The 25,851-nt window shown below is 54.7% G+C and carries 38 protein-coding genes and 1 tRNA gene; 12 read left to right on the forward strand and 27 right to left on the reverse strand.

All coding sequences use genetic code 11. The features are described 5' to 3' along the window. Positions 1 to 187: 187 nt before the first annotated feature. The 26 genes from EQG79_RS14265 to EQG79_RS14385 form a co-directional block, all read right to left on the reverse strand. A complete protein-coding gene (locus EQG79_RS14265) occupies positions 188 to 1,939 on the reverse strand; it encodes a hypothetical protein (RefSeq protein ID WP_129602077.1) in 1,752 nt (583 codons plus the stop codon). After that, the gene (locus tag EQG79_RS14270; RefSeq protein WP_129602079.1) at positions 1,936 to 2,499 is read right to left on the reverse strand and encodes a hypothetical protein; all 564 of its coding nucleotides are present in this window, start codon (positions 2,497 to 2,499) and stop codon (positions 1,936 to 1,938) included. Before EQG79_RS14270 ends, EQG79_RS14265 begins: the two co-directional genes overlap by 4 nt. Before the next feature lie 33 nt (positions 2,500 to 2,532). After that, on the reverse strand, positions 2,533 to 3,270 hold the full coding sequence (locus tag EQG79_RS14275; protein WP_129602081.1) for a DNA adenine methylase: 738 nt from the start codon (positions 3,268 to 3,270) through the stop codon (positions 2,533 to 2,535). Further along, on the reverse strand, positions 3,206 to 4,042 hold the full coding sequence (locus tag EQG79_RS14280) for a hypothetical protein (RefSeq protein ID WP_129602083.1): 837 nt from the start codon (positions 4,040 to 4,042) through the stop codon (positions 3,206 to 3,208). The genes EQG79_RS14275 and EQG79_RS14280 overlap by 65 nt, the downstream gene beginning before the upstream one ends. A gap of 49 nt (positions 4,043 to 4,091) precedes the next feature. After that, complete coding sequence (locus tag EQG79_RS14285; RefSeq protein ID WP_129602085.1) at positions 4,092 to 4,295, reverse strand: hypothetical protein; 204 nt, start codon at positions 4,293 to 4,295, stop codon at positions 4,092 to 4,094. Positions 4,296 to 4,297: 2 nt separating this feature from the next. Beyond that, entirely contained in the window at positions 4,298 to 4,822 is a 525-nt protein-coding gene (locus tag EQG79_RS14290; RefSeq protein ID WP_129602087.1) for a hypothetical protein, read from the reverse strand. Between the two features lie 3 nt (positions 4,823 to 4,825). Beyond that, positions 4,826 to 5,245: a hypothetical protein gene (locus EQG79_RS14295; RefSeq protein WP_129602090.1), complete on the reverse strand. Its 420-nt coding sequence runs from the start codon at positions 5,243 to 5,245 to the stop codon at positions 4,826 to 4,828. A 59-nt stretch (positions 5,246 to 5,304) separates the two neighbouring features. Further along, positions 5,305 to 6,258, reverse strand: coding sequence for a hypothetical protein (locus tag EQG79_RS14300; RefSeq protein WP_129602092.1), 954 nt, complete (start codon positions 6,256 to 6,258; stop codon positions 5,305 to 5,307). Positions 6,259 to 6,320: 62 nt separating this feature from the next. Beyond that, positions 6,321 to 7,616, reverse strand: a complete 1,296-nt coding sequence (locus EQG79_RS14305) for a S49 family peptidase (RefSeq protein ID WP_129602094.1) — start codon at positions 7,614 to 7,616, stop codon at positions 6,321 to 6,323. Further along, a complete protein-coding gene (locus EQG79_RS14310; RefSeq protein WP_165358895.1) occupies positions 7,606 to 8,001 on the reverse strand; it encodes a hypothetical protein in 396 nt (131 codons plus the stop codon). Before EQG79_RS14310 ends, EQG79_RS14305 begins: the two co-directional genes overlap by 11 nt. 19 nt (positions 8,002 to 8,020) lie before the next feature. Beyond that, complete coding sequence (locus EQG79_RS14315; protein WP_129602098.1) at positions 8,021 to 8,584, reverse strand: hypothetical protein; 564 nt, start codon at positions 8,582 to 8,584, stop codon at positions 8,021 to 8,023. Positions 8,585 to 8,911: 327 nt separating this feature from the next. Next, positions 8,912 to 9,187 carry a hypothetical protein gene (locus EQG79_RS14320; RefSeq protein WP_129602100.1) on the reverse strand — a complete coding sequence of 92 codons (276 nt, stop codon included), beginning with the start codon at positions 9,185 to 9,187 and terminating at the stop codon, positions 8,912 to 8,914. Next, positions 9,184 to 9,432, reverse strand: a complete 249-nt coding sequence (locus EQG79_RS14325) for a hypothetical protein (protein ID WP_129602102.1) — start codon at positions 9,430 to 9,432, stop codon at positions 9,184 to 9,186. The genes EQG79_RS14320 and EQG79_RS14325 overlap by 4 nt, the downstream gene beginning before the upstream one ends. Then, positions 9,429 to 9,614: a hypothetical protein gene (locus tag EQG79_RS14330; protein WP_129602104.1), complete on the reverse strand. Its 186-nt coding sequence runs from the start codon at positions 9,612 to 9,614 to the stop codon at positions 9,429 to 9,431. Before EQG79_RS14330 ends, EQG79_RS14325 begins: the two co-directional genes overlap by 4 nt. Before the next feature lie 94 nt (positions 9,615 to 9,708). Then, on the reverse strand, positions 9,709 to 10,086 hold the full coding sequence (locus EQG79_RS14335) for a hypothetical protein (protein ID WP_129602106.1): 378 nt from the start codon (positions 10,084 to 10,086) through the stop codon (positions 9,709 to 9,711). A 37-nt stretch (positions 10,087 to 10,123) separates the two neighbouring features. After that, on the reverse strand, positions 10,124 to 10,405 hold the full coding sequence (locus EQG79_RS14340) for a hypothetical protein (protein WP_129602108.1): 282 nt from the start codon (positions 10,403 to 10,405) through the stop codon (positions 10,124 to 10,126). Between the two features lie 111 nt (positions 10,406 to 10,516). Continuing rightward, positions 10,517 to 10,879, reverse strand: a complete 363-nt coding sequence (locus EQG79_RS14345; protein ID WP_129602110.1) for a hypothetical protein — start codon at positions 10,877 to 10,879, stop codon at positions 10,517 to 10,519. A gap of 2 nt (positions 10,880 to 10,881) precedes the next feature. Next, entirely contained in the window at positions 10,882 to 11,055 is a 174-nt protein-coding gene (locus EQG79_RS30995; protein WP_165358896.1) for a hypothetical protein, read from the reverse strand. A gap of 2 nt (positions 11,056 to 11,057) precedes the next feature. Next, on the reverse strand, positions 11,058 to 11,777 hold the full coding sequence (locus tag EQG79_RS14350) for a hypothetical protein (protein WP_129602112.1): 720 nt from the start codon (positions 11,775 to 11,777) through the stop codon (positions 11,058 to 11,060). 915 nt (positions 11,778 to 12,692) lie between these two features. Then, positions 12,693 to 12,764: transfer RNA gene (locus tag EQG79_RS14355), tRNA-Met, on the reverse strand. Between the two features lie 58 nt (positions 12,765 to 12,822). Beyond that, positions 12,823 to 13,029 (reverse strand): hypothetical protein, encoded by a 207-nt coding sequence (locus EQG79_RS14360; RefSeq protein WP_129602114.1) that lies wholly within the window; start codon positions 13,027 to 13,029, stop codon positions 12,823 to 12,825. Next, on the reverse strand, positions 13,007 to 13,384 hold the full coding sequence (locus EQG79_RS14365; protein WP_129602116.1) for a hypothetical protein: 378 nt from the start codon (positions 13,382 to 13,384) through the stop codon (positions 13,007 to 13,009). The genes EQG79_RS14360 and EQG79_RS14365 overlap by 23 nt, the downstream gene beginning before the upstream one ends. Next, positions 13,374 to 13,658 (reverse strand): hypothetical protein, encoded by a 285-nt coding sequence (locus EQG79_RS14370; RefSeq protein ID WP_129602118.1) that lies wholly within the window; start codon positions 13,656 to 13,658, stop codon positions 13,374 to 13,376. Before EQG79_RS14370 ends, EQG79_RS14365 begins: the two co-directional genes overlap by 11 nt. A gap of 150 nt (positions 13,659 to 13,808) precedes the next feature. Continuing rightward, complete coding sequence (locus tag EQG79_RS14375) at positions 13,809 to 14,129, reverse strand: hypothetical protein (RefSeq protein WP_129602120.1); 321 nt, start codon at positions 14,127 to 14,129, stop codon at positions 13,809 to 13,811. Positions 14,130 to 14,132: 3 nt separating this feature from the next. Further along, positions 14,133 to 14,375, reverse strand: coding sequence for a hypothetical protein (locus EQG79_RS14380; protein WP_129602122.1), 243 nt, complete (start codon positions 14,373 to 14,375; stop codon positions 14,133 to 14,135). Positions 14,376 to 14,389: 14 nt separating this feature from the next. Then, positions 14,390 to 14,716 (reverse strand): hypothetical protein, encoded by a 327-nt coding sequence (locus EQG79_RS14385; RefSeq protein WP_129602125.1) that lies wholly within the window; start codon positions 14,714 to 14,716, stop codon positions 14,390 to 14,392. A gap of 43 nt (positions 14,717 to 14,759) precedes the next feature. On the opposite strand from EQG79_RS14385, the gene EQG79_RS14390 reads away from it, so the two are divergent. The 3 genes from EQG79_RS14390 (at position 14,760) to EQG79_RS14400 (ending at position 17,454) form a co-directional block, all read left to right on the forward strand. Continuing rightward, positions 14,760 to 15,011, forward strand: a complete 252-nt coding sequence (locus EQG79_RS14390; protein ID WP_129602127.1) for a hypothetical protein — start codon at positions 14,760 to 14,762, stop codon at positions 15,009 to 15,011. 376 nt (positions 15,012 to 15,387) lie between these two features. Continuing rightward, a complete protein-coding gene (locus tag EQG79_RS14395) occupies positions 15,388 to 15,891 on the forward strand; it encodes a helix-turn-helix domain-containing protein (protein WP_129602129.1) in 504 nt (167 codons plus the stop codon). 342 nt (positions 15,892 to 16,233) lie between these two features. After that, positions 16,234 to 17,454: a phage integrase SAM-like domain-containing protein gene (locus EQG79_RS14400; protein ID WP_165358898.1), complete on the forward strand. Its 1,221-nt coding sequence runs from the start codon at positions 16,234 to 16,236 to the stop codon at positions 17,452 to 17,454. A 52-nt stretch (positions 17,455 to 17,506) separates the two neighbouring features. On the opposite strand, the gene EQG79_RS14405 is transcribed toward EQG79_RS14400, so the two are convergent. Beyond that, entirely contained in the window at positions 17,507 to 18,079 is a 573-nt protein-coding gene (locus EQG79_RS14405; RefSeq protein ID WP_129602133.1) for a recombinase family protein, read from the reverse strand. 790 nt (positions 18,080 to 18,869) lie between these two features. On the opposite strand from EQG79_RS14405, the gene EQG79_RS14410 reads away from it, so the two are divergent. The 9 genes from EQG79_RS14410 to EQG79_RS14450 all read left to right on the forward strand — a co-directional run bounded on the left by EQG79_RS14410 (position 18,870) and on the right by EQG79_RS14450 (position 25,834). After that, positions 18,870 to 19,298 carry a hypothetical protein gene (locus EQG79_RS14410; protein ID WP_129602136.1) on the forward strand — a complete coding sequence of 143 codons (429 nt, stop codon included), beginning with the start codon at positions 18,870 to 18,872 and terminating at the stop codon, positions 19,296 to 19,298. Positions 19,299 to 19,443: 145 nt separating this feature from the next. Then, the gene (locus EQG79_RS14415; RefSeq protein ID WP_129602138.1) at positions 19,444 to 19,848 is read left to right on the forward strand and encodes a hypothetical protein; all 405 of its coding nucleotides are present in this window, start codon (positions 19,444 to 19,446) and stop codon (positions 19,846 to 19,848) included. A gap of 692 nt (positions 19,849 to 20,540) precedes the next feature. Continuing rightward, complete coding sequence (locus EQG79_RS14420; RefSeq protein WP_129602140.1) at positions 20,541 to 22,046, forward strand: S49 family peptidase; 1,506 nt, start codon at positions 20,541 to 20,543, stop codon at positions 22,044 to 22,046. A gap of 63 nt (positions 22,047 to 22,109) precedes the next feature. Next, positions 22,110 to 23,198 (forward strand): hypothetical protein, encoded by a 1,089-nt coding sequence (locus EQG79_RS14425; RefSeq protein ID WP_129602143.1) that lies wholly within the window; start codon positions 22,110 to 22,112, stop codon positions 23,196 to 23,198. 88 nt (positions 23,199 to 23,286) lie between these two features. Continuing rightward, positions 23,287 to 23,712, forward strand: coding sequence for a hypothetical protein (locus tag EQG79_RS14430; RefSeq protein WP_077919711.1), 426 nt, complete (start codon positions 23,287 to 23,289; stop codon positions 23,710 to 23,712). 57 nt (positions 23,713 to 23,769) lie between these two features. After that, positions 23,770 to 24,300, forward strand: coding sequence for a hypothetical protein (locus EQG79_RS14435; RefSeq protein WP_077919712.1), 531 nt, complete (start codon positions 23,770 to 23,772; stop codon positions 24,298 to 24,300). A 15-nt stretch (positions 24,301 to 24,315) separates the two neighbouring features. After that, a complete protein-coding gene (locus tag EQG79_RS14440) occupies positions 24,316 to 24,528 on the forward strand; it encodes a hypothetical protein (RefSeq protein WP_077919713.1) in 213 nt (70 codons plus the stop codon). Between the two features lie 63 nt (positions 24,529 to 24,591). Then, entirely contained in the window at positions 24,592 to 25,254 is a 663-nt protein-coding gene (locus tag EQG79_RS14445; RefSeq protein WP_077919714.1) for a hypothetical protein, read from the forward strand. Next, positions 25,238 to 25,834, forward strand: coding sequence for a hypothetical protein (locus tag EQG79_RS14450; protein WP_077919715.1), 597 nt, complete (start codon positions 25,238 to 25,240; stop codon positions 25,832 to 25,834). The genes EQG79_RS14445 and EQG79_RS14450 overlap by 17 nt, the downstream gene beginning before the upstream one ends. Positions 25,835 to 25,851 lie beyond the last annotated feature (17 nt).

Consider the following 25,851-nt stretch of genomic DNA (forward strand, 5'->3'; position numbering starts at 1 on the left):
CTGCGGTCCCGAAAAAAATAAACACGAGCTGCTCGACCGCAACGAAGGCCCCGCCACGCACTACCGAACGAGTGCAATTGCACCCCGTTAGGGGCCATGCATATATTAAACCGCGGGCGGATCAGCCCAACAAAAAGCCCCGCCGGTTGGGGCGGGGCTGGGACCAGTAGGCGACTCACCTGACAGGTTATGCCTGACCAAACACGGTGCCGAGCACCTCGACCTTGTTGGGATCGACGATGGTCAGATACCAGAACACGGTATCGAGGGCATCGGTGTAGTGCGTCGTCGTCGACTGATCGATCTCGTCGTTCTGCTCATCGGTCTTATCCTTTTCGAAGCCATTCCGCCCCTCCTTCACTTTGGCGTCTTTCATGGCCTGGATCGGCACGCGCATGTTCTCCCGATTGAAGCGCTGAGCCGCGAAGCGGTCGTCGGCTTCGTTCAGACACCAGGCCCAGCCCAGGTACCGATGGTGGTGCAGGGGCACCTTGGTCAGGTATTTGGTCTTGACCTTCCAGCCTGCTGCCTTGAGCGCCTTGATGACCTCGTCTGCGTAGGTCATCGGGCTGAGACCGCTCTTGCCCACTGCCGTCGGATCGTATACGTACAGGACTTCCTTTCGGTAGAAGTACTGATAGTACTCCACGAACTGAGCCACCACATCCTGGACCAGACCAGGAGCTGCCACGTGGAAGCTCTTGAGGTAGCGGACTTCATCGCGTCCCGACCTGTTCTTGAGATGCAGCCGGCTGAAGCGCTGGCCCACGACCATACAGTTGAAACTGGCCCCGTAGTCCATCCCGATCGTCAGCGCCTGGGTATGGTCCAGATCTTCATCCTTCCGACAGTCGAACATCGGTGTCCGGCTGAAGCTTTTCTCGTCGACGTGGCGATAATCCGTCGCATCATAACAATGCCTGAGGGCATCGAAGTTGTTGTAAAACCCGTTCTCAACGCCATCCTGCTCCTGGTTGAGGATATAGGCTTTGAAGGCGCTGGGGCTGAAGGTTCGCTGCTTTTCCTTGAAGTACTGGAGCGTCAGGGCGTGCACGTTGGCAAATGAGCTGGCCGATGCGTAATGCACCAGGTTGCGCCGTAGTTCATTCAGATAGCCCTCGTATTTGTCGATTCGCTTCAGCCGGGCCGCATTGCGCACGTGGGTGTGCAGCTTCTGGCGTTCCCGGTATAGCTCCAGCTGAACCGACAGAATCAGCTCGATCGCCCGTTGGTGGTGCGGCTTGAGACATTCAGTCTTATCGTTCAGAATCCATTTAGCCTCTTTCGACGTCGGCATATCGGTCGTGAACGTAACCGAGTGGTGCTCAGCAATGCCCCCGTACCACTCCTGCCCACCGCGGTTGATGGCCATCACCTCGGAGTCTAATTTGGGCTTGTTGAGCAGTTTGGCTTCGTCACCGATGATGGCGGACACGGATAACCCGTTCGCGCTGCCGGGCCGGTCCTGGCCCACCATCCGGACGGCCGACACGCAGTCGGTACCGGGATTCCGGAAGAACATGGAATACTTGGGATCGATCGGCGAGTTATGGGGCAGGCGCAGATTAAATTTCTTATCCGGAAACCGGCGCAGCCAGAAATCCTGATTGTCGACGTAGCCCAGGCGTCGCATCCCGTCGAGCAGTTCGGGACCGGTCCTGGTGAGCAGCTGCACGTAGGTCGCTCCGACCAGCACGATCGACGAGCGGTGCAACCGCTCCAGGAGCCGGTGCAGCTTCGGGGCCAGCACACCCAACGTTTTCCCCGTACCCCGACCCGCCACGACGGTGGTGTACTGGGCACCGATCAACAGGCAGCTCAGCTGCAGGTAGTTGAAGTGCATCTGCTTCATCTCGATGTTCTGATCCGCTTCCGGATCTCGATCGGATGGCCGCGGTACCGGTTCCGGGAGCGGCCGTTTCAGCAACGCCCGACTCATAGCTCGTCCCCTTCCATCATCAGCTCACGCCGGGCAGCCTCGCCAATGTATTTTTCTACCTGCTCGAGCAGATTCGGGATCTCTTTGGCCCCGATGAGTTTGGGGTTGAAGCTGATGTGCAGCTCAATCTTTTTGCCCACGTTGGCGTCAGGGGCTTCCTCCTCCCCGACGCCCATTTTGGCCAGCGTCGCGTTGCACTGCGCCACGACTTTATAATCCCCGGAAAACTCAGCTTTGGTACGCAGATCCTTGATATTGCTGATCAGCATGATCCGGTCGAAGTCTTTGTTGGTTTTCTCCATGGAGGCAAAAAACCGTTTGGTATCGCGGACGTCGCGCCAGGCCTGGGGCTCGGACACCTGGTGGGTCTGCATAAGAAAGCCCACCACGGACGAATCCGTGAGGGGCTTCATGGTCAGTATAAACTCCCTAGCTGATTTCCAGCGGTTCAGCCGCTCGGCCAGGGACGGGGTCAGTGGGTAGCGGTCTTCGTCCCGGTACCACCGCATAATCGCGTCAAATGCTTCTTCGAAGCGGACGTCTTCACTCTTACTTTTCATAACTACGGTGGTTACGACCGCAGTACTTGCGGCCTAGTAATTGGTGATCAGGATCTCCATGCGCCGGTTTTTCATGTTCTGGCGCTCCCCGATCGGAATGACCCGGAGGTGATTGATCCGGGCCAGCTCCAGAATAAAGGGGTGATCAAACTCCGAAATGGCGAACTTACAGCCCGACGCCAGCAGACAATTGAACAGGTCGATCGAGTCCTGTTTGCCGAAAGCGTCGTAATTGCCGCCCTTGGTATCGAGGTACGGTGGGTCAGCGTAGATAAACGCTTTCTGGTGGCTACCCTTGCGGATCGATATCCGACGCAGCACGTCCCGGAAGTCGCAGTTCATCAGCTGCACGCCCTGGAGCTGCTTGTGGATCTCATTGAGCCGCATCAGCACCAGCCAGTACGTATTCGATCGATCGAACTTGAGGGTGGTCATGCGGCCCATGAAACTGAAGTTGGAAAAGAACAGAAAGCGGGCTGCCTTGCGGATCGGATCGCTTTCGGTGTTTTCCTTCCAGTACTTCCACAAATCCTCGTGTATGGGCATTATCTCCCAGAATCGGGCCAGCTCCTCTTTACGGTCGACAATGACCTTGAAGAGGTTATATACTTCCGAATCATAGTCATTAACGATGTTGTGTTTGACCTGGGGTTTATTGAAAAACATCCCCCCGGCTCCGAAGAACGGCTCGATGTACAGATCGTGCTCAGGGAAATGGGTCAGGATGGTTTGGGCCAGCTTCCGCTTGTTGCCCGGTCGAGTGAGAATCATGTTTAGGGTACAGTTTCAGTTCTAATCGTTGTTTTTCGGCCTCGTACTGCTGCAGCAGCTGCACGGCCGACTGACGTTGCTCAGGCGTCAGGTCTTTCTTGAGTTTGGCCCGGTACCGGGACACGTAGCTCCGTACATTCATCAGGGCCGCGCGGTCATCGACCTCGACGGCCGGATCAGTGGCCAGCGGCAGATAGCCGTTCTGGTCCAGAAAATCCAGCTGGCCGTAGATATCATCCAGCTGGCGGGTAATGGCTTTTACGCGCAGGGCCAGGGGGAGCCGGGCCGCCATCAGGGCGTCGCTGTTGCCCTCGTCCATTCTGGCGCGCAGCTGGGCTTTCAGCTCCGCCCGCTCGTCGAGCAGTTGGCCCGCCTGTTTACGCAGCTGACCCGCCCGATCCGGTTCGGCTGGCTGGTGCACGGCTGTTTTGCCAATGGCTGGCTCATGCACGACGATTTGTGCACCTGCCTGACGCGGCCCGGCCTGGTGCGGCCCGGGGACAAAGTCCATCGCCACGGTCAGCGGCACCGAAGAATCTACCGCGTACCTAGTGGGCCCGGGAGCAGTACTGCCGGCCGCGGGCCGAATAGTATTCTGTTTCTCCAGCCAGGTGCGCAGTTCGGTTTCCAGCCGCTGGCGGTTGTAGACGTCGGCGCCCATCGATAGCACCGTCAGGGTAAAGCTGCTATATCCGGTTTTTCGCAGCAGCTGCAGGCCGGTGTCGTAATCGTCGGGGCTGGTTAGCCAGGCAGTGATCTGATCGGTCAGCATGGTAAAAAAATAGCCACACGGATGCGGCTATCGGGGTTCAGTGGGATGACTAGGATTTCTCGACATGGGGCCAGCCCAGGCGGTGCAGCAGCTCGAACAGCGCCGGGGTGATGTCAGCCACCACCACGCTTTTGCTGATCAGGGGCACGTATACTTCATGCACTCCCGGATCGAGGCCCACGACTTTATAGCTGGCCACAGGCAGTGCTGCCGACTCCTTGGCCGGCAGCACTGACGTTTCATTTGCCTTCATCCTTACGCGTCCGTAGCCATCGGGATGGTAGCCGCGGTGTATTTGATTTTGTTGGCGCAGAAGCAGCGGAAGCGGAACAGCGAGCCGCGGCCATCACCCGAGTTTTTGCCGGTGTCGTACTCGCTGTCGATCTCCACCTGAAACTCTTCGTTTCCGATCTGATACAGCTCGGTCGAGCCAGGTAATGGGGCCAGCAGGATGAACCGGTCGTTCTTCGATTCGTTGGCGAATTTCTCGATATCGTCGCTTTCGCCGGGGTGCAGAAACTCACCTTCGGCCAGAAACGACTTCCGATCGGGACCGCCCAGGGGCGTAAACTTGAGCGAGCCCGTGTCCTTCGTCACGTACAGCTCGATGAAGCCCTTGCCGGCCGCAAACACGTGGGCCTCGGTGATTTTGTAGGTGCCCGCTGCGGGCTTCTGCAGGGTCTGAAACTCGCTGAACACAGCCAGAAACACCCGCTGCTGCAAACCACCCATCCGGTTGTTACGGCCTGGGTCTTTGATGCTTTTATACGTATTTGGCATGGCTTAGGCTTCCTTTCCTACTTCGACTAAAAATCCCATACCCTTTTCCACCAGCTCCTTCTGGAGCTTGGTATCAGCCAGCAGCTGTTCTACCGTATACTCGACTTTCTTGTACTGGAACGTCTTGGTAGTTACCTCGTAGCTCTTTTTACCAACCTTGATGATCGGGTATTGAGCCGGATTCGTTTGCAGGCTCACGATAGTGGCTTCCTGCTCAGCGATCGTCACCTTCTGTCCGGCGATGATCTGAGTCGCTTCGACGAGCGACCTGTTGGCGGTGTCGAGGGCGCTGGCCGCATCGTCCTTGCTTTCAAGGGCAGCATCGCGTTCGGCCTTCGTAGCCTGATGCTCGGCACGCTCCTGGTCTAATTGGGCCTGAAGTGACTCGATGGTCACTTCAGGTGCCTTGTTTGTATCTTCCATTGATCGGTTATTGATCCGTTAAGGAGTATGTGTTAGGGGTAAACAGCGGGTGGGCCCGGTTAAACCTGGTCGTTACAAAAGACGAGTTCCGGTAAAATGAAGCCCACTCCCTTCCACCAGTCGCTCAGCAGCTTGACCTCCCGATCGAACGACTGAATGTCGAACACGGCCTGGTTCTGGGTCTTTTTGTTGAGCGAGACACAGTTGTCTTTGGGCGAGCAGAAGATCCGGTCGCTGCCTTCCATCGAGGGCAGGCCTTTCAGCGTCAGGTTCGAGAACTTAACCGTCAGGTTCTGCTCATTCATGACGTAGTTTTTGCCGTACTTCTCCAACAGGCCGCGCTGGTACTGGCGCTCCAGCTCCTCATTGACATTGAGCTGCATGGGCTTCTTCCAGTATTTCTTGTTGATCAGATCCGAGAAATCTTCGAAGTAATCAACCAATTCCTTATCGGCATTGGCACCCGTAGGCAGCGCCCCCATGGCGATGGGTGTGGTACGGCCAGCCGTAATGTGGTTGGCGATGATGGTCAGGAAGCCGTTCATCGATGCCCCGACGGCACCAGCGGTACCGGCTGTTGGCTCCACGCGCACCCCTTTACCAATTTCAAAAACCTCGATATCCTCCTGGATCTGCGGAATCACCTGCGTTTCGATCCACCAGCGCACAAACGGCCATTCCGCCGGCTTAACACCGTCACCGGCCAGAAAACCGAGCCAGCTGGCCTCCAGATCGTGCGGAGTCTCTTTGGTGTCGACCTTTTGGTGGAACATGCGGATTTCGACCGGCTTGAAATCAAGCGGGTTGATTGGCGTAAAGCCTTTCTGGTAGGCCTGCACCAGTCGGCCGAATACCACCTTGGCAGCCTGCCAGATGGTTTCGTCCGTAATGATTGGCGTGAAGATCGACTCCGACTCCACCGTCCGGCGCGCCACCTGGAACAGTCGCTGGGCATTCTGGCCCTGCTTCCGGTAGTACGCGCCGTATTCTGTTACGATGTCAGTTGTGTTCATTATTACTAGGGTTACAAATGGGTACGTTTGTGAAAACAGCCGGATCTGGCTGCCGTATGGGTTTACTTGTTCAGCCAGGGCATATCGACCAGCTGCTTATTGTGCTCCAGCCCAGCCAGGATCGTGGCGGTATCGTCAGCGTCATCGGCATCTGGAGCTTTCTCCTCGGCTTTAGCGCCATTGGTTTTCTCGGCACCATTCTTGGCACCATACTCTTCAGCCTTCGTTTTCCACTGATCCCGCTCGGTCGTCAGGTTGCCGACGCTGGTTTGGGCCGCGTTCAGCGCTGTGGTCAGGCGAGTCACTTCGGCCTGGGCTTTGGTCAGGGCCTCCGGATCAGCCTGGTTGGCTTCCATCATAGCCGTAAATTCAGCCTGGCTAATCAGCGCGACGGCATTGATGCCCAGCGCGGCCAGTTCTTCATTGGCGCTTTTTACCATCTCCGTGGTGAGGGCGCTCGCTTCGATGCCTTTGAAAGCCAGTAGCTTTTCGGCTTTTACATACCCAAAAATCATAGTTGTACGAGGGGTTGCGTTTGTTTTGGTTGTTGTGCTGTTAAGGAGTTGGACGGCCGTTTTCAGGTCGTTGATCGAATCGATCAGCCCGATCGCCTGGGCGTCCGTGGCCGAAAAGACTTTCCCCTTGAAGGGGTCCATCTTCGAGGTATTCAGCGTTGTCCGGCGTGATTTGACATAATCGATAAAGGCGCTGGCCTCCTGGCTGACGTAGTCGGTCAGGGGCTTAAAATTGCCCTTCTCGGCTTCCCGCCCCTCGATGTTCTTCTCCGTCGACTGCTCGGCGTAGATGTTTTTCGAGACGATGCCGAGCTGGGCGTAGTATTTGCTCCAGTCCTGGTATTGTACGTAGGTACCGATGGACCCCACCCGGTCGTTAGCCCGGCTGGCACTGATGCCGTCGCAGCTGCAGGCGATCATGTAGCCCGCGGAGCTGGCCTGCCCGAAGTCGATATGGCACCAGGTCGGTATCGACAGGTTCATCAGGGCATCGGAGATCCGGTAGCCGGCGTCGGCCGAGCCACCTGGGCTGTTGAGTTTGACCAGCACCCTGGAGACGTTTTTGTCGGCCGCGATCGCCTGCAGCTTCATGCACACGTACTGGGCGTAGTAGTCATAGATGACGCCCGAAATGGTGAGCACAGCCGTGGAGTTTTTCTTGGGAGCCTCGCTGTAATACGCCCAGTTGTAGTCGGTGTAGTGGACCGGCGTTTCGTCGAGCGACAGCACGATCCGGCCCTCGCGGGCCAGCTGCATAAACATCAGATCACGCAGCTCGGAATCGATGAGCCAGTTCTGGGCGGCAAACGCCGTGATATCGAGGGTATGCTGCTTAAGCTGCATAAGGGGCGCGGGTGGTGGTAGAGCCGGACACCGTGATCGTATAGCCCCGCTGATCAGGGACGTCGGATTGGGTGTCGAACTCGTAGGAGAAAAGGAGAAACTCGTCGGGGGTGCCCGCCAGGCGCTGCAGGCCCTTGTTATCGCAGAAGCGAACCAGCACGCGCTCGGTGGCCAGCAGGGTGTCCAGGGCCATGCCCTTTTCTGGGTTGTCGTCCGGAGACCAGCCTTTCACCTCGTAGGTGTAAAGTCGGCCGTTGTCAGTGCGGCTCGGGACTTCCCGGTAGTACAGCGTGCCGGGGGTGGTGTAGATGCGGCACCAGCTGGAGCCGTCGCGGAGCGTGATGACCGGGGCGCTGGTTTTGGTGGGGCGCTGGTAGGACAGCACATCGCCGACGGCGATGACCTCAAGCCACCTGCCGCCCCCAGGATTCCACTGACCCGTCCGTTGAATCTCGCTCATGGGGCAAGATTACGCTAGGAGTCGCCGGTAGTAAATGACAATACTCAAGCCGTAATGCGTCCCGGTACCGGTAGTAGTACCGTATAGCCAGGCCAATCGATAATTCGCGCTCGGTGATGCCGTAGCGGTCCAGAAAGCGCTGTATTGCCGTTTTGATTCCAACGCCGAAGCTGGTGGCCACCGCTACTTCAGAGGCCAGTTTCTCAAAAAACAGATCCCGCACAAAATCATTGAAGGAGGCCTGCTTGGTCGGCGACATCATACCGACCGCGAATGACTTCACCCGCCAGGTCGATACGCTCAGCGTGAGCGTGTCGGTCATTCGGGAGAATTTGCGGGGACGCTGGGTGTCCCGGTGATCGTAGCGATCGAGACAGGCGTATAGGTAGGAGCTGTAGGGATTGGAGACATTACTGACCTCAAAAGGGGCTGTGCCATAGTGGTACGCCAGAAATTTGCGCACGAGGGGGTAAACGCGAATGTCGAAAGTTACGTAACGTGAGGTCATTGAGTGGGAAGGGAACAAACTTGAGCAGCAGCGAAACTACGTTTTACCCTTTTCCCGAAAAATGACAACACTCAAGCGGAATGAGTTGCAAAATGATGAAGGTGTAACTGAGTAGTAACTCCTTGATAAAGATACATAGTACAACTCAACTATAAATTAGCCGTCCTATAAAATATACTAGTAGGTAACCGGCCGGTAACAAAACAGCCACACCAGAGACCGGTGTGGCTGTCAGAACTCCTCTCAATATATTGTCTTACTGGCTCAGCACCCTGCCTGGCGTGGCCCGCATCGTGTCGGTCTGGCCTATACGAAATATCCGCAGTCTCATTTTAGCTTACTGATTGACATAGTTTTGACCCAGTCCTCAACGGCCCGATACGATTTCTGCCGCAGCTCGTGCCCGATCTTGACTGTATTAGCCATAACGGCTGAACTGTACAGCTGGGGAGGCCGGGCGTCATTGACCGTGATCAGGTAGTCGGCATACCCATATCTCTGGGTTAATGCGACTAATTCCTCGTTAAACGCCCGAAACTGGGCATCGCGTTCGGCAGTCGTTGTCTGCCCGAAGGGGTTTGGGGTGAATTTGATATCCTTCATACGCTTCTCGGGTCAATATTGTGTTTATGGGCAAAGTCAAGTGCTGCAGGCGCACAAACAAGCTCTACCTCGTAATCAGGGGTAACAATAACGGACACTGTTGATGGTCCAATTCGATTTCTAAACGGACATTTACAATCAGAATACTCGCATTCAATCGTACCGTTCTGAGCCATCCGCTCGACACGAGCCAACGCCAGGCGTTGGCTCGTGTCGAATTTCTTTTTTATTTCTGCTTGGGTCATATGGGGGTCGTGTAATCGGCGTATTTGACGGAATGTAACCGGGCCGCCGGGCGGTCAATTGGTTCAGCCAGCATAAACAGGGGCGTCAGGAGCGCCAGGACGACGGTGGCCACCATGATCAGGGTGAGCAGCACCAGCAGCATGATCAGCGCCAGGGGGATCAACAAAAACTTTGACATCATCAAGTAAAGGTTTAGGGTGTATTGTAGACACATTATCGGCTGGCCGGAAAAACACGAGCTTGGGTATCTTTTTCATATTTATACTTGGCCAGAGCTAAAAAATGGAGAGTTGTTTGCCGACGTCCAGCTGCTTGAACGTGTATTCAGGAGCACATACCACTAGCTCCCGCCCGCCGTTGGTGAGCAACATTCCGGCATAACTTCGTTCCCGGTTGCCCAGATCCACTTGTTCGAAGTGTGGACCATATTTAAGCGGGGTAAGCGTGCCTTTATAGGTTGACAGCGGCTCGACTCGGTACGCTTTGATATAGAGAATAACGCCGGCTTTATGACCCGATCCGCCGTATATGTACTCTTGATTCTGCCAAAAGAAGGTTTTAGAGCAGCTTTTTTCAATGATGCTCGTAAGGTCACTTTTGCTGTATATCTCCCTGCATTTGGCTTCAGGGACGTAGAATTCGTTTGTCTGCATGGCTTCCGATCGGGTGAGCTGATTGATCTTCTCTTCCTCATGGCTTGGTCTTCCAAGTAACACGGATAGGTTTGGCCAGGCGGCTATCGATACGGCCGGGTACCGGTTCCTGATCGGCAGCCCGCTGCTCAAGGATACGGGCGATCAGATCGATCCGGGCGCTGAGCCAGATCATGGGCGGGCGGTAGGCTTCGCCCGCAGCGGCTGCGTCGAAGTCGCGCTCGAGCCCCTTGAGAATCTTGACCAGCAGGGAGCTGGGGTAGTGGCTGTAAAAGCCGGTGGTGGTGGTGAAGCCCGTCCTGGGCCGTTTTTTTGCCATAGGATTGCGTAGCTTTGCGACCAGGCCGTTTCGGGCCGGGCCGCGTGTGGTTAGCATCATAATCGGTACATTGTCTCCCCCGACTGTTAGGCGCAGTCGGGGGTTTTTGGTTTAGGAATCAAGGACCGCAGCCGCGTAGGTCGCCGATTCCAGTAGCGGGTTCCGGTAGTTGATCAGCGCCTGATCCAGCTTGCCCAGCAGTAGCTGCTGCCAGCCCATGAGCATCGAGTACTGCATTTCCTGCCAGAGCGCTTTGGCTACCGGCAGGGGTAGATTCAGCTTGAACTCTTTGCCGGCAGTACGTTGCCCCCAGGCCAGCAGCTGATGCGGTCGCCACTTCCCGAGGTATTGCTCGAGCACCAGACCCGACAGGTGCTGATCCATGATCGGCAGGCGGCTCTGGATATCCACGACGCCCCGGACAAACAGGATCAGCGCCTTGAACTCGTTGGGGGTCAGCTTGAGCGAAATCATGATCAGGCAGCAACGGCAGTGATTGTATCGTAAGCTTTGCCCGACGAGCGCAGATTGGCACCGGCCAGCTGCTCAGCAGCATACCGGTTGGCAGCCCAAATGGTCAGGCGGGTGATGAATCGGTCACCGAGCCAGGCGGCTACGGTATAGGGGATGGTATGCAATGGTGTGTTCATGTCTACTGGGGTTTTCGGGTGTTGAATTTGCTCTGCATCTCGGTTATTTGGCTGAGCGCAGCTTCAGCCGCTTCAGCCGACGGAGCTGCGTGCACCTGGTGCTGCAGGGCTCCTGTCACGTCCGTGCTGAACAACTCCGGCTGAAACTCGGCGTGCTTATGGTACCAGATGGTCATGCACTGAGCCGAATACTTGTTGACCAACCGTCGACAGAAATCCTGTAGCTCCTGTTGGGTTTTGAAATCATATTTGCTGTGGTCCAACTCGGGCACATAAAACGCTTTGCGGACATTCTTTCGACGATCCTCCACCGGGGTTATAATCCCGGTCTGCTTGTATTCGGCGTAGTACGACTGCAGGAACTCGTTGATGAAACTGTCGCTGGCTACCCAGCCAAAAGCCCGGTAATCGTGGGGCATAATCTCCAGCAGTTTGGTGTGAAATTCTTTAGGCAGGCCTGGGTTCTGCTCGAAGATGATGATCTTGTCGCAACGGGATAGATAGGGCAGCACCGGGTTTACCAGCTTGCGGTAGAGCAGTACCAGCTTGTTGGTGTTCTCAAACCCCATCCCTTTGCTGTAGCCGTCCAGCAGGGCAACCCGGTTGCGAGGGTGGCCAGGTGTCAGGTGCAGCTCCCATCGGTAGGTGCTGTTGATTGGATCGGCGGAAAATTCGGGCGTACCGGTATTGGGCTTACGGTTGTAGGCTGGTTGCATTGTCATGGTTTTCGGTAATCACAGGCGCTCTGTGGCGCGGTTGGAGAGACGGGGTTGGACTGGATCGAGCGGATAAGGCCGGGCTCGTTTTCGATTTTTTTTCGCGCCCTAACTAAAGTACTGAAGTACTGAAGTACCAAGGTTGAGTAACGTTAGATACAGGGGAGTAACCCTGATTAACTTCTTTATATAAGCTACCCTAACCGAATAACTGCAAAGTCGGTGGCGAAAAAACGCTGCTTGCGCAACGGGCAAAGAAGTACCGTTTACCCCTAAACGCAAAGGCGTCGAGGCATGAAAAATACATTACCGCGTTCCGAAATCGCGAGTTTCGGACGTGCAATGCACAATGGCGATATGGTCAGGGAGAATTAAGGTGGAGCGAAGGATCTCATGGGCACAGGCGTTAATGGGTTAGACTATCTCGGGTGGGCAGGTTAGGAATACCGGGACCACTGGCCCCGGTATTCACTCGTTCTATCCACACCATTACTTACCTCGTGAGGTAAGCATACCACCCCCCGAAGGGGCCAGTAGTTGTAGTACCTGGATTCGAACCAGGAGGGCGTTCGCCTGACTGCGGGATGGAAAACCCTCAAAAAACCATCCTCACAACCAGAGTGTGAACAAGCCGGGCCACTCAGCCCCTGCTACTCCAGTAGCCTTACTACAATGTGCCGGTCTGCTTCCCGGCTGTCAGGTTTCGTTATCAACTTTCCTTTGTCGGGGAGTCTCCTTTTTTCAAACGTTAGGGTCCCGTTATCCCCGTTTTTACCCCGCTGGACAGACGGAGTGACCAATACTGCAGGTGGTGTCAGTTAGCCTGGCTCAGCCCGGCCCTGGTCGTTCCAGGGCCGAGGTGTCTATTCCACGCTCGTCAGGCATTCTGCATGCCTTCCAACCAATCGTCAACCACCCATGGAGCGGGGGCCGGACTCGAACCGGCGACTTGGGCTTATGAGGCCCACGATCTACCTACTGCTCTACCCCGCTAGGTTTCTTCTGATCTTGTTTTAAATTGGCCACCCGGAAGCCAAGTGGCCAATCCGAATTACTTATGTGATGTACTGAAACCCAATTCTGCCTGCACCGGCTGAGCCGGTTCGGGGTGTTGCTGGAGAAGTCGGTCGACGGCTGCTTCAGCAATTTTTGATTCAGACAGGGCCGTGGTGGTCCTGCTCCTGAAATACTTCTTCTGAGCCTGGCGCATAGTACGCGTCGCCCTGACCAGCTCGTCAAGCTGTTGCTGTGCCTCCATGAAATGTAGTGGTTTGAATCATGCCCAGTACCGGGCTTAATATGGTCTCACAACCCGCTAGCAGGGCGCTGGCCAGAAAGGATACGCAGGCCACCTCGGCTACGGACTGAGGTTTGACGTACTGATCCACCATGCCGAAAAGGGTTTTTAGCAACAGGCTTTCGTGAAACTGCTCGACGTCGCCCGAGCAAGAGCGGTGAGCCTGAATCACCATGTTGATGACATGGATACGAAAGGCTTCCGAAACGAGATCCAGGCGATCTCTAAAGTCCTGGCCCAGCCCAAAATGGGCGAGTACCTGTTCCTGCTTGCCCGGCTCCAGCAGGCTGGCCATGTTGTCGAAGTCAAGCTGCATGGAGGCCGATCTTTATGGCGCTTGTCATCGCCGGGTAGAAGGAGTTCCAGACCTGAAACCGTTTCAGGCGGATAGCGCGCAGCTTCTCAGTGACCAGCGTGTGAGCGATATGGCTGGCCTGAAGCATCCCCTGCCAACGCTGATACTGATCGGTCGCCTGATCGAGCTGATCGATCAGCTGCCAGCGCTCCACTTTGGTGAGCTGCTGGTGATCTGTCTCCAGCAGGTTATCGACCTGGTGGGCGACGAAGAAGTCGGCGAGGTTATTATACATGGCGCTGAGTCTTCATCGAGTTGATCGCCTTATCCACACGCCGGTTATCACGCCAGGCTAACAGTACCATCCAAACCCCTGCAATGGTCAACAGCAAAGCTGTCGTTAGGCCCAGGATCGGCCAGAAGGGACCGTATTGAAATAGATCGCTCATACCGCTGGGGTGCCAAAAAGCATGTTTAGACTATTGAGGTAGGTAACGACTTTCCAGGCATTAAAACAGGCGGCTGAATCGAAACCCTCTACATTCTGGGCTGATCGAGACGGCAGTATTTGCCCGTCTTCGTACAGGATTATCGAAAAGCCATGGCTAACGATCGTGATCGGGGAGCCGGGGGCTATACAGAATGTAGTGATGGCAGAATCGGGGGGCGCAAAGCCGAAGGCCAGCGCCAGAATTGTCCGGCACTCCGGATAGGTAAGGCTGTGCAGGTGCCGCTTTGGCAAAGGTGTGGTTAGACCTGGTTGCATGGCTTAGGCGGTTTGGGGTTGATAGCTCTCACCAGGCAGCTCGTAAGCGGCTGTTTGGCTTCGAAAGGCCGATCGATTCAACTCGCGGATGCGCTGAGCCTGCCAGTCCGCAATGGCTTCTTTCAGGGTCGGATCGTCATCGAGCCGCTGCACGAGCCGCCCCTCGGCGTCGAGCAGGCAGATGCCCACCAGTCTACTGGCTTCGATCTGTTCCAGCCAGGCTTGTTCGGTTTCTAGTGTGGTCATAGGTAAAGTGAACATTATGGAATAGGTTGAAAAACACCCTCACCAACAAAGGCTTGCTGATAGTACGCTTTAGTTACCGTCTCAATTTGCTCTTCCCGCTGTTCATCAGTCCCGGTGAAAAATTCCAATGTGACGCCTAGGTGACGCATGATCACAGCAGCACAATCCACCTGGGTACTCCCCATCTTCCAATCGCGACGTATCACTCGTTGCCGGTAATGCTCATACTTGCCAATGGCAACCATATCTGCTTCAATAGCGCGCCGTTTTTCCCTGGCGACCTGCATAGGCAGAAGCGCCATTAAGCGGGCGAGCGGGTTTTTATCTTGCGTCACTATCATATATTTATAAATTTGTGATAGATAAATACAAACATTTTTCGCGATGGCAGACGTAAGCAATGAAGTGCTCTTGACCAAAATGAGAGAGAACTTTAAAACATTATTCGGTGACGTATATGAAAAGTATAGCTCTCTTTATGACAAGCAAGATGAGTTGTCTAAAAAATTAGATACTCTTCAAGATAGCATTGCCGACCTATACGAGTTCTTAGACAAACGGACAAAACTCATCGGCACAGACGTAGAACAGATCAAGAGGCAGCTCAAGGAAATTGAGAGAAAAGTCTCAAAGTGAAGCCTCAGAAATTCAAGGCTATATGTAGTGAATACCTTACTTCTTCGAAAGTCTGGTCTACGATTAGTACATCGGTGTGTTTGCCGATCACTATACCCACCTTTCCGTCATCCATTTCGCCTATACCATCGATAAAGGCTGCCCGGATCAACTGCCGTTTGCCATTGATTGACAATTCAAGAAATCCACTCACTACGTTTTCCATGAAAGTACCGCTCACAAAAAATTATAGATATTGTGCCGAGCCTCTGATATAAAAATATATCTTTGATTCGTATATCTGATACAATATTAAAGGGCTTTGAGATACTATCCAAATAATTTGATAAAAATATCTCATTTTTTGCCTTATCCTTCACTTTAATGCTGAAAACCAATGGAATATCGTTTTAAAGAAAAAATCGAAGAACTGCTCCACGAGCATCATCGAACGAAGAAAAGCCTCTACGATTACTTGGAAATGAGTATGCAGGGCTTCGATGCTATGATGAAGAACAACTCCTTCTCAGCTGTGAGGCTAGCTAAGGTTGCGGAGTTCTTTGGGGTTGATGTCTCAGAATTATATGGAACCACCCCAACGAAGCAAGAGATCGACTCTACTTTTGGGGGGCGGATACTTGATAAGATGGCTCGGGATATAGAAAATCTTAAAGTTTTCTATGAGGAGGAGATCAAGGTCAAGAACCAGCAGATAGCCGGTTTACAAAGAACTGTTGATGTGTTAGTGGGAAAGTCTGAGGGTGCTATCGTAGAACCGCTTTCTATGGATGAGTTTAACGCGGTATTTCAGGCGTACATGGCGGCTGGCCTGTCCAGCGTGCAGAAACGCCGGATCATCCCCGTCAATCCATCCACAGCAAAGTTGGTGGCACCCCGTTAGCCTACGTGGTTAACACGGTCTATTTCAAGTGCTTAAAAACAGCGTACGAGTTCCTCTCTCTCTGCTTAATAGCTGTACTCACTGTCAGGTGCCCGAAACAAATCCCGTTTCGGGCTTTTTTTATGCCCTTTTTTGGACAAAAAACTCACTATTCCGGATCTGGTGGCATTACAGGTGGCACACCAATGTGCCAGGTGGCACTGCTTGTTTTTGTAGTGACCGATGAATTACCCTCCGTTACCATAGCACACCTTTTGGTAATAATTGAGCCGCTTAATATACACATGACACACACACCATATAAAAATTCAGTTGCGCCCGCTCACCAAAATGAGTCGTGCAATGAATCTATTCCGCATGGAAATCAGCTTTTGGCGTCACAAGAGTAAGACGCCGGGCAAGTCCCAACTCTACTGCCGCATTACGATGGAAAGCGGCCGGGCCGAAATTGGCAGTACCGGTTTAACTATTTATGACCATCACTGGGATGGCCAGCGCATCAGTGATCAAGACCCGGAAGCGTTCTTTAAAAATGAGCAGCTCGATATCCTACGCAACCAACTCCGGGCCATCTTCAATGATCTGTTCCGGAAGCGGGAGAAGATCACCCCGGAAAAAATCAAACGGGCGTTTTTGGGCCAGAGTGTAAATGTCTCCCTGTTGTCCGCTTTCAGCATGTACCTGACCGACAGCCAAGCCGATCCCGAGCGCAAACTAACGGCCTCCAGCCTCGAGGTGTACGATAATGTCAGAAAGAAGCTGGTAGACTTCCTCATTAGCGAAAAGGCGCAGGATCTGCTCGTTGAGGACTTCGATCTAAACTGGGTCAAGAAATACCGCCGGTGGATGAAGCAAGTGCCCCTGGAAGGCGGCAAAGTGGGCCATGCCGACAGTTATATTGTCAAGCACACCCAGACGATTAAGAACGTGCTGGTATGGGCGAAACTGCACAAGCTTGCGGACTCCAACCCCCTGGAGGGACTCAGGATTAAGAACGCCGAGTATGGCGATCCGGTCTTTCTCAGCGAGGATGAGTTTGATCGCTTACGTGACCACCACTTTACCAACCCGCACATGCAGCACGTGGCTGACGTCTTCGTTTTGCTGTGCCGAACGGGCTTTCATTACGGCGATTTACTTGATCTGATTCGAAAGCACCAAACGGCCGTGCGTAAGGGCATCGACGGCGAAATCTGGATCATTAAAGAACGCATCAAAACCGAGGTATCGGCCAAAGTACCCCAGTTTGAAGAGGTTAAGCAAATCGTAGCCAAATACGGCGGCTGGGAGAAACTACCCGTTATCTCCCTCCCCAAATTCAATTATTGGTTGAAGCTGATCGCTGGTGAGTTAAAATTGCACCCCGACCTGTCTAGCAAAGCGGGCCGGAAGACCTTTACCGATTGGTGCTTTAACACGCTCCACTTGACAACCGATTCGGTGAAGGTGCTACTGGGTAGAAAGTCCGATAAAGGGCTTGAGGTGTACGGCCGTCCTGATGAGAGACGGGTATCTGCGGAGTTGAAGCAAAGTAAAGTAATGCAAAAACGAGGATCAGCTTAGAACTAGGAGAGCCAGGCTTTCTTGCCTGGCTCTTCTACTTTAGATTAATAGATTAATGCAAGTTCACTCCCCTTTCCTGGAGATACTTATAAACGGTTGTCCGGGCTATGTTGAGCTGTTGCCCGATTTGCTTGACCCCGTACCCATCTCGATAAAGGGATTCGACTACCCGCGCTTTCTGCTTGGCCTCTTCGGACAGGCCTGCTGGCTTCCCCCCCGTCTTTCCCTTTAGTTTAGCTGCGGCTAAACCAGCCATGGTCCGCTCCCGGATCTGCGCCCGTTCAAACTCGGCCAGGCTACAAAAGATGTGAAAGATTAATTTACCTGAGGGTGTGCTGGTGTCAATTTTGTCCTGGAGACTGGTAAAAGTCACTCCTCTCTCAGAAAACAAGTTAACCAGTTCGATCAGATGAGACAGTGATCGGCCCAGCCGGTCCAGTTTCCAGACGACAATCTCGTCTCCTGGCCGCATAAACTCCAGCATTTTCTGCAGCTCCGGCCGATCGGCGTGGGCACCCGTGATCTTTTCCTTATGCACTACATGACACCCTGCTTCAATCAGCGCATTGACTTGTAGATCCAGGTTTTGGTCCTGGGTTGATACGCGGGCGTAACCTATTTTCATACTAATCCAAGTTGGGTACGGTAGGCTTTAATCATAGCGTCAACCATATCCTTACATTTAGCATATACCTCGCCCTCGACGTACCATTTCGTAAAGTTCATCTCTACATGATGGTAAGTTAGCAGCAGGATGTCTGACTGGCTTAATAATTCTCTTACTCTATCGCTGACATCAGACCAGTAGGCATACCGCTCCTGTCTAAAGGCCCCATTTAGAAGATAAATAATCATAGTAAGTACAGTTACGGAAGTAGGTAAATAACCGGCTGGTAAGTTAGCTGATTTGTCCAAAATAACACTAGCAATAGCGAATAGCTGGACAAGCAATACTAGACAAGTATTTTGGACACAACACCCGCAAACCCTTGCAAGAAACATAGCTTTCTAACTGTGTCCAGTAAAACAAGCGTTTTGATGGACAGACCACATGCCCCGGGCGATTCGCGGCATATTGCCGTTTCAGTGGGGCTACTTCAACTTCTTGTCAGCAGAAGGCTTTGCTTCTGCTATCAGTTACAAGCCAGCAATAAATTTGAACAGTTGACACCTACCAGTAAATATTTCATCACATTGGTACCTGTAGGTATATTTTAGGATGGATAATATTTATTTTTATCCTGTTTTTAACTCACCGTAACAACATGTACTTTACTGAACCTGTACTTTTCGACATCCCGGTACTGCCGCGGATTAAAAAGTATGTATCCATCAAGTTACAGGATGCCCAGGGGGCCCCTCGTCCTATGCTGGTAGGCCCGCAATCAGAAGGGGCCTCTCTTTTTTTATGGGCCTTGTCCCAATCCCAAAAAGTCCTGCTGCAGTACGAGCGAAAGCCCCGCCCAGGGCATCTGAATCGCCAGGGCGGGGGCCGAAATCTGATTCCGGACGACATGACCCAGCGAATGGGGGTAGGCATCCAGGAGTTTCACCAAAGCCGGCATCAGTACCTGCTGAATGCCGCCGAGCTAGTAGCCTTCAGCAATTTTGTCGACTACATCATCCGCAACGAGATGGTGCTCTTCTGCGAAGCCGCTCCCGACATCGAGCCCATGCGTCGGATTAAGCTCTTTGTTGACCAGTATGACTTTTCCGACGACGATTGTAACGAACAGACCCTGCGGCAGGCCTACCTCCGCCATCGACGCAACATTAAGGCGTCCTCATTTAGTGTGCATGTAGGTCGCCAGTTGCACTTCCACCCCCTGGAGCTGGCCGCGTAATCATTTTCTTAAGGCTGACGCTGTTGTCAAAAGCCACGGGTTTTATCGGGCTTGTAGCACAATAAGCCGTCACCGGGCTTGTCGCACTCCGTGCGCTCACAGGGCAGAAGTTTGATCCAATTAACCGGAACCAAACTTCTGCCCTGTGACTAATCGTTTCGATTCCCGAGGTCTGCTGGGACTGCTCTTCCTGCTGTTCATGATTGCCGTCATGGTCGACTGCTCGGCGGGCCAAACCCGACACTGCCCTGGCCTGGTGCTGGATCATCAATACCAGGCCCCCTATACCACGGTGGACTGCCACGCTGAGACGAAGGGGGTCAATACCTGTCATTCCGTCTACCACCCCGCCCAGTGGAGGTTGCTCATTGACTGCCAGTACCCCTCGCACTCTGTCACGGTATCGGTCGATCCCTACCGCTATTTCCAAATCGATAATGGTTCGACCGTGTCGGTTGGGGAACGCTGTGGACGCTGGTCCGGTATCGCCTGGCTTCACTGGCTCGACGAGAGGAACTATTTAGAAAGGAGCAGCCGTGCAACGTATTGACCGCCTTACGCCGGCGGGCACGACGCCCCCCTTGATTGCCTACGGCCCTTCCCTCAGTGATCTGTTATTTGAGCCTGTCGACAATCCAGGCGGCAATTGCCTGGTGCGCTTTGTGCCCGTTATCGGCGTATCCGCCATTTCTACTGTCAATGGGCCGGTTAGCTTTCGCTCCGGCTACCGGTGGTTAACCTCTTACGGAACTGACGGTACAATTGGCTTTGAGGAAGACCAGTAAGAAACCGATAACGGGCCGATTTGGAATGTATCGATCGACGGCTGGCTTCCCGGTGACTCTCCCCAGCGCCGGCAGCTGCTAGCCGACTTGGTCCGGTACCGGTTTGTGGTCGAGGTGGAGGATTACGCCGGACTGGTACGCCGGGCCGGCACACTCGAGCAAGCATTGTCATTTCGCTATCAGTTCTCAACGGGTAAGCAGATAGGCGATCGCCGGGGGACCCAGTTAACTTTTTCTGGCCAGCTAACTAAGCCCAGTGTTCCAATTTTGTAGCTTTACGTACCAAGAATAATTTTGGTGTGGATAGAATCAGAAAGCACGCGGCCGGTTGGCTGCGTGTTTTTTTGTCGCATAATAGTGACTTACACTTGAATTTGTTTTATAAACCTATTTAGATTTGTCGGTACTAACCTAATTAAACGTATAGATAACAACCAGCACGTAGCCGACTGGTTACGTGCTGGTTGTTTTTAAGCAGGCCGTCACCGGGCTTGTCGCGGCTGTGGGCTGGCTGGCCAGGCAGTTTCGGGGCATGAATCGCTCCTTTCGGACCATTTCGGCCTTAATGCGGCATACCTGGATGATTGATCCGGGCTATGCCAACCAGCATATAGGGCTGGTGAATGCTTTCCTGGGTGGTCGCATGGCTAGTCTCTTTGACGACGAAGAAGACGATAAAAAGCCGATCGGCTTTGCCCTGGCTCCCTCTTCCGCCAGTTCATCCGCTTCATCCTACCGGCGCGTCGAGACGAGCCTGTCCAACCCGGACCTACCCCCCGGTAGCGTTGGCGTCATTGATATACGGGGCCCAATCATGAAGGAAGGCTTCTGTGGCGCCTACGGCACGGAAGACTACACCGCGGAGCTCAACGCCCTTTACGATAATCAGCAGTTCATCGGGGCCGTAATCCTGGTGGATTCAGGGGGAGGCCAGCTGAGCGGCACCCCCACGTTTTACGACGCCATCCGCAACCCCATCAAGCCCACGGTAGTGCTGGTTAACGACGGCATCATGGCCTCGGCCGCCTACTGGCTGGCCTGCGGAGCCGACTGGATTCTGGCCTCCCAGCCGACCGATCAAATCGGCTCGATTGGCGTATTCTGCCGCCTGCGCGATTACAGCAAAGCCCTCGAGCAGGATGGTATCCGGGACATTTCGGTGTATAGCCGGCGCTCAACGGATAAAAACAAAGCCTTTCGGGACGCCCTGGCGGGTGACACAACCGCCCTCGAAGATGAACTGGATGAAGCGGTCGATCAATTCGAAGCCGCTATTCGGGCCGGCCGGGGCGATCGGCTCAAGCCCACCCCGAAAACGGATGAGCCCTTCACCGGCAAGCTCTACAGCGCCCAGATAGCCTTATCACTGGGACTCATCGACGGCTTCGGCACTCTGCAGGCTGCAGTCGACAAGGTTATCGAGCTGGCGGCAGCCCAGCCAACACCTGATTCTACGATGCCCTCGGCGTCGGCTACCCATAGCCAGGCACCTGCTCTGGCTGATGCCGCTGCGTCAGCCCCCGACAAAACCGCCGGCGACTCTGAATCAGCCCTTACTCCGACAAACCCAACCCCTACCGATCCCATGTTTGGATTCACCAAACTGCCCGCCCTGGCGGCAGTCAAAGGCCTGGCTGCGGCCGACGTTACCGACGCCCACATCAGTGCCATCAATGCCGAGCTTGAAGCCAATGGCTTCAACATCGCGTCCGTCAATCTAACCCAGTTCACCCAAGCCCAGGACCTCCAGCAGCGGCTCCAGGCCGCTGAAGACGCCGGCCGGACGGCCACCGCCGAAATCACCCGCTTGACCAGTGAGCTCGACAAGTTCGGCAGCCAGCCGGGCCACCTGGGCTCGAAAAGCCCCAAAGAAACCGAGATAACGGCCGGTGGATCATCCACCAACCCTTTTTTCTCGGAGACCGACGCCGAAGTCGCCCGGCTCAAAGGCCAGCGAGCCTGAGCAAGGCCAGCGCTTGTCTGTCCTTCAGCCTACCTACTCTAAACCCTTAGCCAGCCAAACCCTGTGGCCACAACCCCTCAACAAGATCTGACCGCGATCAACAACTACGCGGGTCAGTACGAACAGCGCATCCGGACGTCGATTTTTAACGGCCTCGACATCGCTACCGATCTGAACCTGATCACCAACCTGACCGCCCCGCGTATCATGCCTAAGTACAAGGCAAACGAAGGGCTTCGCCCCTACGACGTCGACGTGGTCGACCCCGACGGTCAGGCTGGTACCTTCAGCCAGCGCACCATTGTGCCGCGCACGGCCATGAAGATTTTGCGCGTTGTTCCCGAGGAACTGCGTAAGACGTATCTCTCCGAGATGCTCAAAGCGAACGCGCCCGACTATCCGCAGGGCTTTGCTCAGTACTTTTGGGACGAGCAGATTAAAAAGCAGCGCGCCGAAATCAACAACAACAGTTATTTCGGGGTGGATGGCCAACTGATACCCGTTTACGATGGCGGTACCGTCTACGCGGTCGATGCCCGGGTTCGCTACGCCAATTCCTATTTCAAGTGTCTGGCCATCACCACCGCGGGTCAGTCACCTGAATCGCACCCCGCCAAGTGGCAAAAGGTTAACAACAGCTCGATCAACAAAGGGCTGGGCACCATCATTGCCGACGAATACGCAGCGCTGCCGGCCCGCAACAAAATCGCCACCGGCACGATTGACGCGACTAACGCCTTCGACAAGGTTACGAACTTCTACCTGGCGATCCCGGAAGAAATCCGGAATCTAGGTGGCATCATCCGCTGCTCGCGCTCGACCTACGATAACTACAACATGAGCGCGCTGGCCAAATTCACCAATGGTACTTCATTTCTGGACATCGCTGGCGCCAATGGGAAAGTCATCGGCAAGTCTATTTTTGGCTCGGATGGTAAGTGGATCCTGCAGCCCGCCAGCTGGATGTCCGGCTCGAAGCGGCTGGTGGCCGACGTCGATAAGAACCTCTACTTCGGTACCGATCTGACAAGCGATTTCACCTCGATCGGCCAGATGATCCCCTTCGTCCATGGCTACACCTGCAAAATGCAGCTGGTGCTCGCCTTCCAGATCGCCGATCTGGACATCCTGTTCGTCAACGACCAGGCGTAATTAACTGGCTTTCGATTTCTTCCTTCCCTTTACCCGTTGGTAACCTGCCTGGGCAGGTTACCAACTTTTCCAACCCGCACTGCCAACCATGGCTGAACTAACCGCCGAACAAAAACTCGAAGCCGCCTTGAAAGATATTGAGGGGCTGAAAACCGAGCGTACTACGTATAAAACGGAACGTGACCAGGCCCGGCAGGATCTGGCTAAAGTTGTCGTTGACCTGGAAACAGCCAAAAAGACGCTCATCCAGCAGACCAATCAGCTGGCCGCTAAAGACAGCGAGCTGCAGTCGGCCGCCCGGATCGTTACGGAGCTCAAGCAAACCCTCGCCAGTCAACAGGCCGATAGCGACGCGCTACCCACGATCAGCCACGGTAAAGACAGCTATGAGCTGCTCACCGAGTTCAGCTGGAAGGGCCAGGTGGTAACCGTGGCCACGCTGCGCGACGACGCCAAACTGGTGGCCGAACTGATCCGGGAGGGCGTCGCTACCCTGCGTAAGGTCGTCAAGTAGCCCCGTTACGTTGCCCGCCGTCGGGCCTTTTCTCCATCATAGACTACTCAATTAGCCATGGCTATCGAATACAAAGACCTCCTGGGTCCCAACGGGGAGGAAAACAACATGGGGGGCACCGAGCAGATCGTTTACCTGATCCGCAAGTCGGACGTCAAGACGTATCCCGCCCCGGCCGCGGCACCGGCCAACAAATACGTTATGAACACGCCCTACGTGCTCAACACGGGGAAGAAAGCCATGCAGCTCTATACCACCGAGGACATGTCCGAACTGGATCTAGGCAGCAACGGTGAGGCCGATGGCAAGAGCTTCAAACCCATGCTCAAGCTGTTTTATCCTGGTATCGACGAAGACGCGATTCAGTTCATCAACGACGTTAAAAACGATAAGGTGAACATGCTCGTCCCGCTCAACAACGGCAAAATCATCCAGTTGGGGAGTGGTAAACACTTTATGACCGTGTCGCCTGAAATGAAAACCGGTACGGTATCGGGGCGCGGGCTGGGCACGTTCATTGAGATTTCGGGCTTCGTGCCCAATATTCTCTTCTATAGCGCAGCCGTACCCTTAACGCCGGCCCCTTAACCCCGAGATCGAGCGATGGCTAAACTGTCCAAAGTCGGGCTGGCTCCTCCTCCGCCCCGGCCCTATTCCATCATCGGTCTGACGCCGGCCGCCACGATGCCCATCGACTTCGAGGGACAACGCTACGACCTGGCCAACCTAACCGAATCGGAGCTGAGCTACCTGCTGCAGTTTCCCCAGCAGGTACCCTATCTCCAGACTGACAACGTGGGCGACGTGCCCGTGTAATGTGTGTGAACGGCGAAAGAGCCCGGTTTTGCCGGGCTTCTTTGTTTCACCCGCTCCTTTCCAATGATAAACGAATCGATCGAGCAGCTCAGCGCCTGGCTGGATGCCCCCCTCTACGAGCAGGGCGTGCTACTGTACGAAAAACTGATTTTGCCCACGCCAGCCGGTTCGACCTTCGTGCTGGGCATGCTGAAAGCGGGCGCTGATGACTACAACCGCCAGATCCTACATACGGCCCTGTCCAGCTTGCACGAGCAGCTGGGCGAACGGCTGCTACTCCAGCAAGCCAGCTACCCACAGCCGTTGGTCGATGCCCTGGAGGACGGCAAGCGATTGATGGACGAACGAACCATCCTGAAAGAACGACTCCGGATGGCTTATAACGGGGGAACCAGGGAAGGCGATGAGCTGCGCACCTGGTCGTTTCGCATTCTGGACATCGGCGACGAACTGACGATGATTTACGGCCGGCGGCATTTTTTCGCCGAGCACGGCTATTTGCCCGATGAGTCGGAGCCGGTGGTCCGCTCGGCCCAGGCGCTGCTGACCCGGCGCAACACCCTGCGTACGTTCGTTTCGCGCTATAAAAAACGGCTGGTGGCGGCTGGCACCGAACCCGAGCGGCTGAAATGCCAGACGCTCCTCGCCCAGTATCACAGCGAACTTTTCCAGATCCAGCAACAGCTGGATACGCTAACCCCGACTGACGATGCTATTTCACGCTGACGATGTCCAAGACTTTTGTTTACCCCAGCACCGGCAGGCCGCCCTGTGCCCGGCTGCTGAGCCACCTGAACACACCCATACACTCGTCGGCCGCGTTTCGGATGCTGTCGATGCGGTGTGGCCGCCCCTGGAGGCCGGCCACAGCTACCATTACGCTAGCGCCGGCCTCTGGAGTATGCACGACCTGCTGTTCCACCTCCTGCGCCAGACCGGACCCGCCGACGTCTGGATTGCTACCTGGTCGATGACCGAGGACGCCGTACGCATGCTGGTGCAGGGCCTGGAAGCGGGTGTGATCCGCCGGCTGCGGCTGCTCATCGATGGGCGGGTCACCCGGCGTAACCCCAGCGCTTACGCCTTTGTCAAAGCCCACGCCGAAAAAACGGCCGTATCGGTCTGTCACGCCAAAGTAACCGTCATTCGAAACGAGGCCTGGTCGATGGCCGTCAACGGCTCGCCCAATTACACCAACAACCCCCGGATTGAATCGGGCGTCGTTACTGTCAGTCCCCTGGTGGCTCAGTTTCATATCGGCTGGATCGAAGCCGAGATGAGCAAAGCCAAACCGTTTAATCCCTAACCCGCAAACGCCCCGCC

Source organism: Spirosoma sordidisoli (assembly GCF_004138325.1).
GTDB lineage: Bacteria > Bacteroidota > Bacteroidia > Cytophagales > Spirosomataceae > Spirosoma > Spirosoma sordidisoli.

Excerpts from the sequence above, each read along its gene's own strand:
- EQG79_RS14265 (WP_129602077.1), bottom strand. The coding sequence starts at position 1,939 with ATGAGTCGGGCGTTGCTGAAACGGCCGCTCCCGGAACCGGTACCGCGG.
- EQG79_RS14270 (WP_129602079.1), bottom strand. The coding sequence starts at position 2,499 with ATGAAAAGTAAGAGTGAAGACGTCCGCTTCGAAGAAGCATTTGACGCG.
- EQG79_RS14275 (WP_129602081.1), bottom strand. The coding sequence starts at position 3,270 with ATGATTCTCACTCGACCGGGCAACAAGCGGAAGCTGGCCCAAACCATC.
- EQG79_RS14280 (WP_129602083.1), bottom strand. The coding sequence starts at position 4,042 with ATGCTGACCGATCAGATCACTGCCTGGCTAACCAGCCCCGACGATTAC.
- EQG79_RS14285 (WP_129602085.1), bottom strand. The coding sequence starts at position 4,295 with ATGAAGGCAAATGAAACGTCAGTGCTGCCGGCCAAGGAGTCGGCAGCA.
- EQG79_RS14290 (WP_129602087.1), bottom strand. The coding sequence starts at position 4,822 with ATGCCAAATACGTATAAAAGCATCAAAGACCCAGGCCGTAACAACCGG.
- EQG79_RS14295 (WP_129602090.1), bottom strand. The coding sequence starts at position 5,245 with ATGGAAGATACAAACAAGGCACCTGAAGTGACCATCGAGTCACTTCAG.
- EQG79_RS14300 (WP_129602092.1), bottom strand. The coding sequence starts at position 6,258 with ATGAACACAACTGACATCGTAACAGAATACGGCGCGTACTACCGGAAG.
- EQG79_RS14305 (WP_129602094.1), bottom strand. The coding sequence starts at position 7,616 with ATGCAGCTTAAGCAGCATACCCTCGATATCACGGCGTTTGCCGCCCAG.
- EQG79_RS14315 (WP_129602098.1), bottom strand. The coding sequence starts at position 8,584 with ATGACCTCACGTTACGTAACTTTCGACATTCGCGTTTACCCCCTCGTG.
- EQG79_RS14320 (WP_129602100.1), bottom strand. The coding sequence starts at position 9,187 with ATGAAGGATATCAAATTCACCCCAAACCCCTTCGGGCAGACAACGACT.
- EQG79_RS14325 (WP_129602102.1), bottom strand. The coding sequence starts at position 9,432 with ATGACCCAAGCAGAAATAAAAAAGAAATTCGACACGAGCCAACGCCTG.
- EQG79_RS14330 (WP_129602104.1), bottom strand. The coding sequence starts at position 9,614 with ATGATGTCAAAGTTTTTGTTGATCCCCCTGGCGCTGATCATGCTGCTG.
- EQG79_RS14335 (WP_129602106.1), bottom strand. The coding sequence starts at position 10,086 with ATGCAGACAAACGAATTCTACGTCCCTGAAGCCAAATGCAGGGAGATA.
- EQG79_RS14340 (WP_129602108.1), bottom strand. The coding sequence starts at position 10,405 with ATGGCAAAAAAACGGCCCAGGACGGGCTTCACCACCACCACCGGCTTT.
- EQG79_RS14345 (WP_129602110.1), bottom strand. The coding sequence starts at position 10,879 with ATGATTTCGCTCAAGCTGACCCCCAACGAGTTCAAGGCGCTGATCCTG.
- EQG79_RS30995 (WP_165358896.1), bottom strand. The coding sequence starts at position 11,055 with ATGAACACACCATTGCATACCATCCCCTATACCGTAGCCGCCTGGCTC.
- EQG79_RS14350 (WP_129602112.1), bottom strand. The coding sequence starts at position 11,777 with ATGACAATGCAACCAGCCTACAACCGTAAGCCCAATACCGGTACGCCC.
- EQG79_RS14360 (WP_129602114.1), bottom strand. The coding sequence starts at position 13,029 with ATGGAGGCACAGCAACAGCTTGACGAGCTGGTCAGGGCGACGCGTACT.
- EQG79_RS14365 (WP_129602116.1), bottom strand. The coding sequence starts at position 13,384 with ATGCAGCTTGACTTCGACAACATGGCCAGCCTGCTGGAGCCGGGCAAG.
- EQG79_RS14370 (WP_129602118.1), bottom strand. The coding sequence starts at position 13,658 with ATGTATAATAACCTCGCCGACTTCTTCGTCGCCCACCAGGTCGATAAC.
- EQG79_RS14375 (WP_129602120.1), bottom strand. The coding sequence starts at position 14,129 with ATGCAACCAGGTCTAACCACACCTTTGCCAAAGCGGCACCTGCACAGC.
- EQG79_RS14380 (WP_129602122.1), bottom strand. The coding sequence starts at position 14,375 with ATGACCACACTAGAAACCGAACAAGCCTGGCTGGAACAGATCGAAGCC.
- EQG79_RS14385 (WP_129602125.1), bottom strand. The coding sequence starts at position 14,716 with ATGATAGTGACGCAAGATAAAAACCCGCTCGCCCGCTTAATGGCGCTT.
- EQG79_RS14390 (WP_129602127.1), top strand. The coding sequence starts at position 14,760 with ATGGCAGACGTAAGCAATGAAGTGCTCTTGACCAAAATGAGAGAGAAC.
- EQG79_RS14395 (WP_129602129.1), top strand. The coding sequence starts at position 15,388 with ATGGAATATCGTTTTAAAGAAAAAATCGAAGAACTGCTCCACGAGCAT.
- EQG79_RS14400 (WP_165358898.1), top strand. The coding sequence starts at position 16,234 with ATGAATCTATTCCGCATGGAAATCAGCTTTTGGCGTCACAAGAGTAAG.
- EQG79_RS14405 (WP_129602133.1), bottom strand. The coding sequence starts at position 18,079 with ATGAAAATAGGTTACGCCCGCGTATCAACCCAGGACCAAAACCTGGAT.
- EQG79_RS14430 (WP_077919711.1), top strand. The coding sequence starts at position 23,287 with ATGGCTGAACTAACCGCCGAACAAAAACTCGAAGCCGCCTTGAAAGAT.
- EQG79_RS14435 (WP_077919712.1), top strand. The coding sequence starts at position 23,770 with ATGGCTATCGAATACAAAGACCTCCTGGGTCCCAACGGGGAGGAAAAC.
- EQG79_RS14440 (WP_077919713.1), top strand. The coding sequence starts at position 24,316 with ATGGCTAAACTGTCCAAAGTCGGGCTGGCTCCTCCTCCGCCCCGGCCC.
- EQG79_RS14445 (WP_077919714.1), top strand. The coding sequence starts at position 24,592 with ATGATAAACGAATCGATCGAGCAGCTCAGCGCCTGGCTGGATGCCCCC.
- EQG79_RS14450 (WP_077919715.1), top strand. The coding sequence starts at position 25,238 with ATGCTATTTCACGCTGACGATGTCCAAGACTTTTGTTTACCCCAGCAC.